This is a genomic window from Streptomyces sp. NPDC005485 (assembly GCF_040606085.1).
Taxonomy (GTDB): Bacteria; Actinomycetota; Actinomycetes; order Streptomycetales; family Streptomycetaceae; genus Streptomyces.
Genome location: NZ_JBEXDZ010000231.1, coordinates 1 through 11,165 on the forward strand (window position 1 = coordinate 1; position 11,165 = coordinate 11,165).

At 71.1% G+C, this 11,165-nt stretch carries 14 protein-coding genes and 6 tRNA genes; 9 read left to right on the top strand and 11 right to left on the bottom strand.

All coding sequences use genetic code 11. The features are described 5' to 3' along the window. Together ABZS97_RS41205 and ABZS97_RS41210 are read right to left on the bottom strand one after the other, a co-directional pair. Nucleotides 1-71 (bottom strand) — tRNA-Val (locus tag ABZS97_RS41205). 72 nt (nt 72-143) lie between these two features. Beyond that, a complete protein-coding gene (locus tag ABZS97_RS41210) occupies nt 144-626 on the bottom strand; it encodes a TIGR02611 family protein (protein WP_356147931.1) in 483 nt (160 codons plus the stop codon). Nucleotides 627-817: 191 nt separating this feature from the next. On the opposite strand from ABZS97_RS41210, the gene ABZS97_RS41215 reads away from it, so the two are divergent. Further along, nucleotides 818-1,231, top strand: coding sequence for an SsgA family sporulation/cell division regulator (locus ABZS97_RS41215; RefSeq protein ID WP_003959770.1), 414 nt, complete (start codon nt 818-820; stop codon nt 1,229-1,231). A gap of 274 nt (nt 1,232-1,505) precedes the next feature. Continuing rightward, nucleotides 1,506-2,063 (top strand): CGNR zinc finger domain-containing protein, encoded by a 558-nt coding sequence (locus ABZS97_RS41220; protein WP_356147934.1) that lies wholly within the window; start codon nt 1,506-1,508, stop codon nt 2,061-2,063. A gap of 78 nt (nt 2,064-2,141) precedes the next feature. Here the strand turns inward: ABZS97_RS41220 and ABZS97_RS41225 are convergent, their stop codons facing one another. Both ABZS97_RS41225 and ABZS97_RS41230 read right to left on the bottom strand, forming a co-directional pair. After that, nucleotides 2,142-2,294 carry a hypothetical protein gene (locus tag ABZS97_RS41225; protein WP_356147937.1) on the bottom strand — a complete coding sequence of 51 codons (153 nt, stop codon included), beginning with the start codon at nt 2,292-2,294 and terminating at the stop codon, nt 2,142-2,144. Between the two features lie 300 nt (nt 2,295-2,594). Then, nucleotides 2,595-3,038 carry a hypothetical protein gene (locus ABZS97_RS41230; protein WP_356147940.1) on the bottom strand — a complete coding sequence of 148 codons (444 nt, stop codon included), beginning with the start codon at nt 3,036-3,038 and terminating at the stop codon, nt 2,595-2,597. A 209-nt stretch (nt 3,039-3,247) separates the two neighbouring features. Here ABZS97_RS41230 and ABZS97_RS41235 point away from each other — a divergent pair, with 209 nt between their 5' ends. Next, complete coding sequence (locus ABZS97_RS41235) at nt 3,248-3,778, top strand: DsbA family protein (protein ID WP_356147943.1); 531 nt, start codon at nt 3,248-3,250, stop codon at nt 3,776-3,778. A 107-nt stretch (nt 3,779-3,885) separates the two neighbouring features. Here the strand turns inward: ABZS97_RS41235 and ABZS97_RS41240 are convergent, their stop codons facing one another. From ABZS97_RS41240 to ABZS97_RS41250, 3 genes are all read right to left on the bottom strand, one after another. After that, nucleotides 3,886-4,710 carry a GNAT family N-acetyltransferase gene (locus ABZS97_RS41240; protein WP_356147946.1) on the bottom strand — a complete coding sequence of 275 codons (825 nt, stop codon included), beginning with the start codon at nt 4,708-4,710 and terminating at the stop codon, nt 3,886-3,888. Nucleotides 4,711-4,841: 131 nt separating this feature from the next. Then, complete coding sequence (locus ABZS97_RS41245) at nt 4,842-5,663, bottom strand: aminodeoxychorismate lyase (protein WP_356147949.1); 822 nt, start codon at nt 5,661-5,663, stop codon at nt 4,842-4,844. Then, nucleotides 5,660-6,820, bottom strand: coding sequence for a chorismate-binding protein (locus ABZS97_RS41250; protein ID WP_356147952.1), 1,161 nt, complete (start codon nt 6,818-6,820; stop codon nt 5,660-5,662). Before ABZS97_RS41250 ends, ABZS97_RS41245 begins: the two co-directional genes overlap by 4 nt. Before the next feature lie 156 nt (nt 6,821-6,976). Here ABZS97_RS41250 and ABZS97_RS41255 point away from each other — a divergent pair. The 5 genes from ABZS97_RS41255 (at nt 6,977) to ABZS97_RS41275 (ending at nt 7,453) form a co-directional block, all read left to right on the top strand. Continuing rightward, nucleotides 6,977-7,049, top strand: a tRNA-Gly gene (locus ABZS97_RS41255). Between the two features lie 39 nt (nt 7,050-7,088). Continuing rightward, a tRNA-Cys gene (locus ABZS97_RS41260) sits at nt 7,089-7,162 on the top strand. A 1-nt stretch (nt 7,163) separates the two neighbouring features. After that, a tRNA-Val gene (locus ABZS97_RS41265) sits at nt 7,164-7,235 on the top strand. Nucleotides 7,236-7,270: 35 nt separating this feature from the next. Next, nucleotides 7,271-7,342, top strand: a tRNA-Val gene (locus ABZS97_RS41270). Nucleotides 7,343-7,381: 39 nt separating this feature from the next. Further along, nucleotides 7,382-7,453 (top strand) — tRNA-Val (locus ABZS97_RS41275). 104 nt (nt 7,454-7,557) lie between these two features. Here ABZS97_RS41275 and ABZS97_RS41280 read toward each other — a convergent pair. The 4 genes from ABZS97_RS41280 to ABZS97_RS41295 form a co-directional block, all read right to left on the bottom strand. Beyond that, nucleotides 7,558-7,857 carry a zf-TFIIB domain-containing protein gene (locus ABZS97_RS41280; RefSeq protein ID WP_356147955.1) on the bottom strand — a complete coding sequence of 100 codons (300 nt, stop codon included), beginning with the start codon at nt 7,855-7,857 and terminating at the stop codon, nt 7,558-7,560. A 74-nt stretch (nt 7,858-7,931) separates the two neighbouring features. Then, on the bottom strand, nt 7,932-8,876 hold the full coding sequence (locus ABZS97_RS41285; protein WP_356147958.1) for an aminoglycoside phosphotransferase family protein: 945 nt from the start codon (nt 8,874-8,876) through the stop codon (nt 7,932-7,934). A gap of 317 nt (nt 8,877-9,193) precedes the next feature. After that, the gene (locus tag ABZS97_RS41290; RefSeq protein ID WP_356147961.1) at nt 9,194-9,409 is read right to left on the bottom strand and encodes a hypothetical protein; all 216 of its coding nucleotides are present in this window, start codon (nt 9,407-9,409) and stop codon (nt 9,194-9,196) included. 219 nt (nt 9,410-9,628) lie between these two features. Continuing rightward, nucleotides 9,629-9,904, bottom strand: a complete 276-nt coding sequence (locus ABZS97_RS41295; RefSeq protein ID WP_356147964.1) for a hypothetical protein — start codon at nt 9,902-9,904, stop codon at nt 9,629-9,631. A gap of 196 nt (nt 9,905-10,100) precedes the next feature. Here ABZS97_RS41295 and ABZS97_RS41300 point away from each other — a divergent pair. Then, on the top strand, nt 10,101-11,165 hold a 1,065-nt coding region (locus ABZS97_RS41300; protein WP_356147967.1), incomplete at its 3' end, for a protein kinase.

The window sequence follows — 11,165 nt, forward strand, 5'->3', positions numbered from 1 at the left end:
GGGCGATACTGGGTTCGAACCAGTGACCTCTTCGGTGTGAACGAAGCGCTCTCCCGCTGAGCTAATCGCCCGGGCGCAGGAAGAACATTACCCCAAGTCAGAGGGTGCGTTCGACCAGCGCGAAGGGCCGGCGGAGGGGGTCCTCACTCCTTGATGTTCCAGGGCATGGCGAAGCCGAACTTCCAGACGTAGACGCCCATGAGAGCCGCGATGATCACGAGGCCGATGGTCGTGAGAATGATGTTGCGGCGCCGCACCCGGGGGTCGAGCGCCCGCTGGGTCGCCTCGGTGACCTTGCGTTTCGTCCAGCGGAGCACGAGCTGGGCCCAGACGAACTCGGTGGCCCAGATCGCCATGCCGCCGAAGATCACCAGCCAGCCGGGGCCGGGCAGCGGCAGCATGATCACGCCCGCGGCCACGACCGCGAGGCCCACGACGAAAACGCCCACCTGCCAGCTCAGATGCAGAGCGCGGCTCGCCTTGATGAATTCCGGCGCCCGCGAACCGAGCCCGCGTTCGGTGTTCGTCCTGTCAGAACCCACAGCGTTTGTCCCGTCGGACCCCAAGGTGTTCGTCCCATCCGAAGCCACGGCGACCTCGCCGGGCTCGTCACTCCCCGTATTCATACGACCAAACCCTACCCGAGAGAAACCAGTCACCGGAATGGCCCTATCCGACGAACGCACTCTCGGCCGGATGAGCTACCTAAAGACACGCAAAACACTCAGAGGGGTTTACAACGGCACCGTAGGTGGCATGTCGATTTCGCCGACGTGCGAATCCCCGAGCGCACACTGAGCGAAAGGCCCTGGCGCTTATGAACACCACGGTCAGCTGCGAGCTGCACCTGCGCCTCGTTGTGTCGAGCGAGTCCTCACTGCCTGTTCCCGCAGGACTGCGGTATGACACGGCCGATCCCTACGCCGTGCACGCCACCTTCCACACCGGAGCCGAGGAAACCGTCGAGTGGGTGTTCGCCCGCGACCTCCTCGCCGAGGGCCTGCACCGGCCCACCGGTACCGGCGACGTCCGAGTCTGGCCGTCCCGGAGCCACGGCCAGGGCGTCGTATGCATCGCCCTGAGCTCCCCGGAGGGCGAAGCCCTGCTCGAGGCCCCTGCGCGGGCCCTGGAGTCCTTCCTGAAGCGAACGGACGCCGCCGTGCCACCCGGCACGGAACACCGGCACTTCGATCTCGACACCGAGCTCTCCCACATCCTCGCCGAGAGCTAGCGAGGTACCTCAGAGCCGCCCGGCGCCGTCCACTCGGGGAGACGGCTCGGGCTCAGACAACCGCATAGGGCACGCATCGGCGCCGTCGCCGCGGACTTCCGCGGAGGCGGCGCCGGTGTGTGCGGCCGTGCCGGGCCCTGAAGTGTCAGCGCCTGCCACCTGGCCGGAGGCGGCCCCTGCCCAGCGGACTGCCGGTCCTCCGGCCCGGGGAAACCACTACCATCGGCCAACATCGGCGGGCGCCCGCCCGACCCCCCAGGCCAGGGAGCGAAACGTGCTGATCACCCACGACACCCGGTGCGCCCTAGACGCCGTGGTGGATCTGGTGAACACCGTGCCGGAGGACAACACGACGGACGGGCTCGCGGATGTGGCGTCCCTCGCGGATTTCGTACGTACGCATGACTTCAGTGACGTCGGGGTGCTGGCGGAGCGTGATCTCGCGGCCGTACGGAAGGTCCGCGGCCTGTTCGCCGAGGTCTTCGCCGCCTCCGACGCCCGCGCGGCCGCCGGGCTGATCAACGAGCTGGTCGCAGCGGCCGGGACCACACCGCGCCTCACCGACCACGACGGTTACGACTGGCATGTGCACTACTTCGCGCCCGGCGCCTCCGTCGCCGATCACCTCGCGGCCGACTGCGGGATGGCGCTGGCCTTCTTCGTGGTGGCCGGGGAGCAGGAGCGCCTGCGGCGCTGCGAGGCCCCCGACTGCCGGCGCGCCTTCGTCGACCTCTCCCGCAACAGGTCGCGCCGCTACTGCGACAGCCGTACCTGCGGAAACCGGTTGCACGTGGCCGCCTACCGGGCGCGACGCAAGGAAGCGGCGGGCTGAAGCCGGCGTACGACCGCCCGGCTCGTGGGGGTGTCGACGAAACCCTCGGCGGGTGGCGCCGGGGGGTTCGCGTACGTCTCAGAGCAGCAGCAGGTCGTGCAGCGAAGCCATGAGCAGCAGACAGCCGATCACCGCAAGGAAGATCATCAGCGGTGGCTGGGAAAGGGCGAAGAGACAACCCCGCGGCTCCTCTGGAGGGGCGGCGGTGTCGCTCTGTGTTGTGTCCAGCATCTCGCGGCGATGATGACGCAGGGAGTACCCCGTAGGCGATCAACACGCGCGGAATGACGGGGAGTTCGCCAATATCCGTGAAGAGCGGGATCAGACGTGATCGCTTGCGCGCGCTCACCCGACGCTCTGTGTCGTTTCAGTGCGTCGCGTCAGAGCATCGCTTCAGTCCGTGGCGTCGGATCGTCTCGACCGTCCGTGGCGTCGGATCATCTCGCCGGTCCGTCGGGTCAGACCGTATCGACCGTCCGTAGCGTCAGACCATCTTGATCTCGACCGTCCGTCGCGCGGTCGTCCTCGCCGTCAGATGCCGTGCTTCTTCAGGATGGCTTCGATGTCGGTGAAGTCGTCCCCGGACTGGGCGGGGCGGGGTGACGCGGCGGGCCGGGTCGCCGGGCGGGCGGACTGCCCCAGCGAGGGCGCGGAGGCCGCGGGGGCCACCGCCTCGCGCTGAGCCGCCTTCGCCGCCCTGCGTTCCTTGCGTGTGCCACCGCTGCGCCGCTCCACGGCCCTCGTGGTCATGAACAGCAGCCAGGCTCCGCCGAGCAGGACGAAGCCCGCCCACGCGGTCGGGCTGAACGCTGTGTCGGCTGCCCAGCCGACCACCCCGGTCATGACCAGGCCTACCGGCACGAGCGAGTAGGCGGCGATGCGGGCCGCCGCGAGGAAGCGCTTGCGGTAGGCCGTGACCACGGCAATGCCCAGGCCGGCCGCGGAGGCGGCGGAACAGACGGTCTCGGCAATCATCCGGTCCTCCAGGCAGGGCTCGGTCGGGCAGCGGGTCGGTTCGTCCCTTCCATCCTGCACCGCGCCCCGCCCCGTGTGCCATGCCCCGGGCGGACCTCAGGGACATCTCCGGGTCGGACTCCTCCCCAGGTGCCGGTCGGCGGCAGCCAAAGCGCGGCGGCCGCGATCCCGGTTGGGGTACCCGCGCCCCGGCTGGGAGACTGGTACCCATGAACGACTCCTCCCCCGCGCGCCCGGCCGCACCCGTTCTGGACGTCTGGTGCGAGCTCCAGTGCCCGGACTGCCGCAGCGCACTCGACGACCTCCGCGCCCTGCGCGCCCGCTACGGCGACCGGCTGGAACTGCGGCTGCGGCACTTCCCGCTGGAGAAGCACAAGCACGCCTTCGCCGCTGCGCAGGCCGCCGAGGAGGCCACCGAGCAGGGGAAGGCCTGGCCGTACGTCGAGGCGGTGCTCGGCCGCGTGGAGGAGCTGGACCGCGAGGGAGAGCCCTTTCTGGTCGAGGTGGCCCGTGAACTCGGCCTGGACGCCGAGGAGTTCGACACGGCCCTGATCGACGGCAGGCACATCCTGATCGTCGACGCCGACCAGGCCGAGGGCAAGGCCATCGGCGTGACCGGCACACCGACGTACGTCATCGGCGGTGAGCGGCTGGACGGCGGCAAGAGTCAGCAAGGGCTGCGCGAGCGCATCGAGGAGATCGCCGACCGCCTGCTCGCCGAAGCCGACCGGAAAGCCTGAGCCGTACCGCCGTACCGCCGTACCGCCGTACCGCCGTACCGCCGTACCGCCGTACCGCAGTTCGCCCCGCCGTACCGCAGTTCGCCCCGCCGTCGCCGACGACGGCGTCAGAGCAGCGACTTGTACAGGTGATGCGTGGTGGTCTCGTAGCCGAGCGACTCGTAGAGCCGCTCGGCCGGGGTGTTGCCCGAAAAGACGTTGAGGCCGATGCGGTTCCTGCCCTCGGTCACCGCCTGCGCCTCCGCGAGCAGCATCAGCGCGCGGCCGTGGCCCCGGCCGCGGAACGACGCGTCGGCCTCGACGTCGAAGACGAAGGCCCGTTCGTCTTCGAGCGCCACCCAGAGGGTGCCCACCGCCGTCCCTTCGTGCTCCAGGACGCTGAACAGCATGTTCTCCGTGGCCCTGCCGCGCGGCAGCAGTTCGTCGTGGTCTCGCTGCGACTTCGCGTGCGCCTCGGCCGCGGGCACACCCCGCGCGATGGCGTCCTGCGCGTAGGTCTCCCTGCCGTGCGCCTCCCAGGGCACGAACTCGGCCTCCGTCATGGGACGCCCGACGCTGCCGGCCGGCAGCGCGGGAGGTACCGCCCCGAGCGCCTTCTCCATCCAGCGACTGCGCAGGACGTAACCGAGTGCCGTGGAGAGCGCGAGCGCGGCCGCGGCCTCGGCCGGAAGCGACATCTCGATCCGCTCGCAGCCCCAGCCGCGCGCCACTTCCTCGGCGGCCAGCGCGGCGACGGTGCCCCGGCCGCGCCCCCGGTCCGGCTCCTCGATGCGGATGTCCCGGATCACCGCCACGGACGGCCCGAGGACCGGGCGCGTGGCGAGGTGTATCGCGCCGACGGGGCGACTGTTCACGCACACCTGGTAGTGGCGTGAACGCGTTCCGTCGGCGGCGTGCTGGAGCGGCTCGGTCGGCCGCAGGGTGGTGGTCATCAGGGGTGTTGTACCCGCCCGGCGGCCTGCCGTCATCCGGATTTCCCGCGGATCCGATCCACCGAGCCCTACGGGATTCCGGTGTTCTACGGGTTCTACGGGTTCTACGAGTACTACGGGTTCTACGGGTTCTACGGGTCGAGGTCGTCCCCGCTGCGCTCGTCGAAGATCCGCATGGCCTTGGCGGTCACCGGGCCGGGCGCGCCCGGGAGTGCGCGACCGTCGACGCGGTGCACGCCCTGCACATCGCGCAGTGTGGACGTCAGGAAGACCTCGTCGGCACGCTCGAGGACGTCCAGCGGCAGGTCGGTCTCCTTGGCGCCCGTCCACTCGACGGCGAGTGCGCGCGTGATGCCCGCGAGGCAGCCGGAGGCGACGGGCGGGGTGTGGATCTCCCCGTCGAGGACGACGAAGACGTTCGACCCCGTGCCCTCGCACAGCTGCCCGACCGTGTTCGCGAACAGCGCCTCGGTGGCGCCCTGTTCGCGGGCACGGGCGAGGGCGACGACGTTCTCGGCGTACGAGGTGGTCTTGAGGCCGGTGAGGGCACTGCGCTCGTTGCGGGTCCACGGCACGGTGATCACGGCAGTGGAGTCGGGGCGCCGGGCGGACTCTCCGAGGGCGACGACGAGCGTCGGGCCGTGCTCGCCGCGGTCGGAGCCGAGCGGGCCGTGGCCGCCGGTGAAGGTGATCCGCAGCCGGCCCAGCGGCACGGGGTTGGCCTCCAGAACGGCGGCGCAGGCGCGGCGCACCTCGTCGGCGTCGGGCTCGGGCAGCCCGAGGCCGTGCGCGGAGCGGGCCAGCCGGTCGAGGTGCCGGGTCAGCGCGAACGGCCGCCCGTGGACCGCCTTCACGGTCTCGAAGATGCCGTCGCCCACGGTCAGCCCGTGGTCGAAGACGGAGACGCGGGCGGTCTCGATGTCCTGCAGCCCGCCGTCGAGCCAGACCTTCACTGCGTTTCACCTCGCGAGAGAGTGCCGGACGCTTCGTCCGACATGTCCTTTCGGCCGGGGGTCCAGCCCTCGGCGGAGCCGCCGGTGGACAGGGCGTCCCCCGGGAGGGCACCGGACGTGCGGTGCCCGTCGGCTGCCTCGTACGCACCCGACGCTACCGCGAGCAGCCGCGCCGCCTTCAGCTCGGTCTCCCGCCACTCCCCCTCGGGGTCGGAGCCCCAGGTGATGCCGGCTCCCGTACCGAAGCGCAGGACGCCCTCCGCCCGGTCGATCCAGAAGGTACGGATGCCGACGGCCAGCTCACCGGTTCCGCGGTCGGCGTCGACCCAGCCGATGCCGCCGCAGTACGGGCCGCGGGGAGCCGTCTCCAGCTCCGCGATGATCCGCAGGGCGCTGGACTTCGGGGCGCCGGTGACGGACCCGGGCGGGAAGGCCGCGTCGAGGAGCTCCGGCCAGCCCGCGTCGGCGCGGAGTTCGCCGCGGACCGTGGAGACGAGGTGGACCAGTCCCGGGTGCTTCTCGACCACGCACAGGTCGGGCACGCTGACGCTGCCGGTGGCGCAGACCCGCCCGATGTCGTTGCGGACGAGGTCCACGATCATCACGTTCTCGGCGTAGTCCTTGTCCAGCAGGTCCGCCTCGGTCCGGCCGGTGCCCTTGATCGGGCCGGACTCGACGACGCGGCCGTCGACCCGCAGGAAGAGTTCGGGAGAGGCGGTGGCCGTCTCGACGCCGTGCCCGGGCAGGCGAATCGTTCCGGCATACGGTGCCGGGTTGCCGCGGGCCAGCAGTGCGGTGAGGGCGTCCACGTCGGCGTCGGGCGCCACGGGTGCGGTCAGCACCCGGCAAAGGTTCGCCTGGTAGACCTCGCCGGCCGCGATGTGCTCGCGGATACGGCGTACGCCCGCGGTGTACGCGGCGCGGTCGAGGGACGACTTCCAGTCATCGACGGCGGGCCCCCGCCACCTCCCGGGCACCGGGGCGGGCACCGGCTCCCGCCGTACGTCCTGGAAGCGTGCGCACGTCAGACGGCCCTCGAAGTCGGCGGCAACGGCCCAGAAGCCGGTGGAGTCCAGGGCCGCGGGATCGCTGGTGACATCGATGAGGCCGGTGGCGACGAGGCCGCCGAAACGGGCGAGAGGAGGGAGGTCGAGCACGCAGTCGAGTCTAGGGCGGGTGACCTGCGGGTGCCCTGACCATGTCGTTCGGTGGACGCACCGCAGCACGCTGCACAAACGCGTTTTTGTACTGGCCCCGGAATCCGCTAGAGTTCAACACGTCGCCGCGACGCGCAAGCGGAACGGAACCGACAAGCGGACGTAGCTCAGTTGGTAGAGCGCAACCTTGCCAAGGTTGAGGTCGCCAGTTCGAACCTGGTCGTCCGCTCGCAGGAAGTGGGGGATCTTCCCGAACCCCTACGCTCCTGGTGGAGTGGCCGAGAGGCGAGGCAACGGCCTGCAAAGCCGTCTACACGGGTTCAAATCCCGTCTCCACCTCCAAGGACGATTAGCTCAGCGGGAGAGCGCTTCCCTGACACGGAAGAGGTCACTGGTTCAATCCCAGTATCGTCCACTGGATCTTCCAGCCAGTACGGCAGATCCGAGCCCGCGCGATTAGCTCAGCGGGAGAGCGCTTCCCTGACACGGAAGAGGTCACTGGTTCAATCCCAGTATCGCGCACGCAATACAGCAGTGAGCGTGGCTCAGGCCGCGTGACCTGCGCGATTAGCTCAGCGGGAGAGCGCTTCCCTGACACGGAAGAGGTCACTGGTTCAATCCCAGTATCGCGCACCCACCGAAGCCCCCGGCCGTCTCGTACGGTCGGGGGCTTCGTCGTGCGTCGGCCCGAAGACACGGAGAAGGGCTCCCCCCTTTGTTCGGGAGGAGCCCTCGGCTCAGGACGAGAAGAGCATGTGGCCGAAGCTCTTGTGGCGCTGGTGGCCGCCGTGTCCGCCGTAGTGGCCGCCGCCGTGTCCGCCGTGCTGCGGGGCGCCCCAGGCGGGCGCGGGAGCGGAGGGGTAGGCCTGCGGGGCCTGGGGCGGCGGCGCGGGCTGCGACCACTGGGACTCCACCCGGGTCAGCGCCTCCAGCTCGCCGTAGTCGAGAAAGATTCCGCGGCAGCCGCTGCACTGCTCGATCTGGACGCCATTGCGGTTGTACGTGTGCATCGGCGCATGGCACTTCGGACACTGCATGCTCGGCTCAACTCCTCGCCGGTCGGTACTGCTTCCGCCAGGACAGACTCCACCTGGCCTCGGTCGGTTGCACCCTACGTCGCATTGCCCCGGGCCAACTCCGCCGGGAGGGCAGCCATTCGGTCGCAGGCGTCCACCACGGCCTGCTCCACCTCGTCCAACGGGCGGCCGGCCGCGACGGACTTGGCGATCGCCAGGGCCGCGGTCTGCACCGTGAGCGCGCGGGCGGCGACATCGAGGGCGGGCCACGGGTCCCCGTCGGCGGGCACGGCGGGGCCGCCCTGCCGCCGGTAGGCGGTCAGGAAGCGGGTCCAGTCGTCGGGCGGGAGCAGGCCGCAGGCGTACCAGGCCGCGGGGCGGGCCAGGTCCCAGCCGGGGACGCCCACGCCCAGGTCGTCCACGTCGATGAGCAGCCAGGCCCCGGCCGGCTCGGGCCGGCGTACGAGCTGGCCGAGGTGGAGGTCGCCGTGGCACAGGGCCGCGGACGCGTCGGGCATCGGAGCCTCGGCGCGGGCCCAGGCGGGCAGGTCGGCCCAGGCGCGCAGCACCGGGTCGGCACCGGAGTGCGGCCCCGCCGCCCGCAGCCGGGCGATCGCCCGGGCCGCCTTCAGGGGCCCCCGCATCGGCGGCAGCCCCCGCGGCACGGGCGCCCGGTGCAGACGGGCCAGCAGACCGCCCGCGGCCTCCCAGGGCGCCGCCTCGGGATGTTCGGGGTCGACGGGAACGCCGTACGGCCAGAAGGTCACCAGCCGTCCGTGCAGTTCGACGGGCTCGGGGCGCAGCGGGGGCAGAAGGACTCCGGACAGCTCCGGGTGCGCGGCGACGGCCAGCCGCTGGGAGAGTTCCCCGGCGTCCGTGCCGGGACCGTGGGCCTTGGCGACGGTCCCGTCATGCCGTACGACAGTGCCGTCCGGCCTGTCGGCAAGAACCCCGTCGGCGTGCGTGCAGGCAGTGGCCGCCGGATGGGCTGCCACGCGCACCTTGGCGGCCAGCGCAGGCAACAGCACATCTGCGGTCACGGCTCCCCCTCGTCAAGTTCCCCGCGAGCCTACGCACCCCGCCCCGCACCAAAAAATCCCCCCACGCACCCCAACGATCAATTGAGCAACCACAACGGCGAGCAATTTGGTCCGCGAGAGCGGCGCCGGTTCAGGCGCAAAGATCGCCCGCGAAAGCGGCGCCGGTTCAGGCGCAAGGGGGCGTGCAAAACACGGCAATGCCCGCGCAGCTCCCCAGCTGCGCGGGCATTTTTTGCCGTCCGCCGCACCCCCGTCCCCACGGGGTTTCATGGCCGGATGTCCCCGCCCGGACCGCTCTTCCGGGCCTGGGGCGCCGCTCAGCGCCCCAGCATCACGCCCACGGACGACGCTTGTGTGACCACTGCGTCCCAGCCGCCGAAGACGACTACGAGCAGGGCCGCCAGGGGGAGGACCATCGCGGTCGCCACCAGTGGGTGGCGGGGGCCCTGGCTCGCGCGGCGGGTGCCGAACGCGACGGTGTACGCCTTGCGTCCCTGCGTGCGGATCACTGTCCGCGGTGCCGTGTGAGCCATGGTCCCTCTCCTGGCGAGCGGCTCCGGGGAGCCGCTCAGCTTCTGTTGTGGTCGGCAGCGGCGGGTGTCTGACCTCGGGGGACGAGTGCTGCACCCGCCGCTTGACCTCAAATGTAGGGGCGCGGCGAACCTGGGTCGTCATGCCCTCGTACCGCTTGCCTGGCCTCCCGGAGGATGAGCTATGACCTGCGATGTACTCCCCTGGGTGGAGATGGAGACCTAGGTCTCAGGGTCTTCCCGGAAGGGGCGTCCGGTGTGCCCCGACTGTTCCGAGCTGTCCTCCCTGGGGATCGGTTGCTCGACCAGCGCCAGCACTCGGGTCGCCATGAAGCGGGCGGTGCGCACCACTGATCCGCTTCGGGTGACTTCGCTCACTTCCACCACACCTCGGCGGACCGCCGTCTCCACCCGGCGGCCCGCCCTGCTCGCCACCACCTCGTAGGTACGTGTCGTGTCACCGGCGTCCACGACTATCTCCACACGGTCACCCTTCACGGGTTCAATCCCCCTTCTGCGACGGGTGGTTGGGAGCACAGGCAGCGCAAAACCGTCCTGTTCACAGGCTCCCTGACCACCTTTCAAGTTTCCCACCCGGCACTGACAATCGATCGGGACGAGAGGGCGCGGCCTATGCACGCCGCCAGCCGCGGAAACGTAAGCTGTGGCTCGTCAAACGGACCGGGCAGCGGGGATGGACATGGCGATGATGCGCCTGAGGCGCGAGGACCCGCGTGTCGTCGGCTCGTTCAGGCTTCACAGGCGACTCGGCGCGGGTGGGATGGGCGTGGTCTACCTGGGCTCCGACCGTCGTGGCCAGCGGGTCGCCCTGAAGGTGATCAGGCCGGATCTGGCGGAGGATCAGGAGTTCCGGTCGCGGTTCGCGCGCGAGGTCTCGGCGGCCCGGCGGATCAGGGGCGGGTGCACGGCGCGGCTGGTGGCCGCGGATCTGGACGCGGACCGTCCGTGGTTCGCCACGCAGTACGTTCCCGGGCCCTCCCTGCACGACAAGGTCGCCGAGGAGGGACCCCTGTCGGCAGCCGATGTCGCCGCCGTGGGGGCCGCCCTCTCCGAGGGGCTCGTCGCCGTGCACGAGGCCGGTGTCGTGCACCGTGACCTCAAGCCGTCCAACATCCTGCTGTCCCCGAAGGGGCCGCGGATCATCGACTTCGGCATCGCCTGGGCGACCGGGGCGTCCACGCTCACGCACGTGGGTACGGCCGTCGGGTCGCCGGGGTTCCTCGCACCCGAGCAGGTCCGCGGGGCCACCGTCACCCCGGCCACGGACGTCTTCTCGCTCGGTGCCACGCTCGCGTACGCGGCGACCTCCGACTCGCCCTTCGGGCACGGCAGTTCCGAAGTGATGCTGTACCGGGTGGTGCACGAGGAGCCGCATCTGCAGGACGTGCCCGACGCGCTCGCGCCCCTCGTCCGCGCCTGTCTCGCCAAGGACCCCGAGGAGCGGCCGAGCACGCTCCAACTGTCGCTGCGGCTCAAGGAGATCGCGGCCCGCGAGGCGCAGGGCATCACGGAGGCCCGGCCGCCGGCGCAGCGCAACGATCCGGACCGGCCCTCGGGACGGCTGGCCGAGCAGTACGCGGAGCAGCGCACCCAGCGGCGTCCCCAGGGCACTCCCCCGCCGCGGACCGGCAGTACGGGCACCGGCCCGCGGTCCGGCGCCCGTCCGGCGCCCGCGCGGAACACCACGCGGTCGGGCAACCGGCCCGCGCCGCGCAGTGGCACGGGGCGTTCGGCGCCG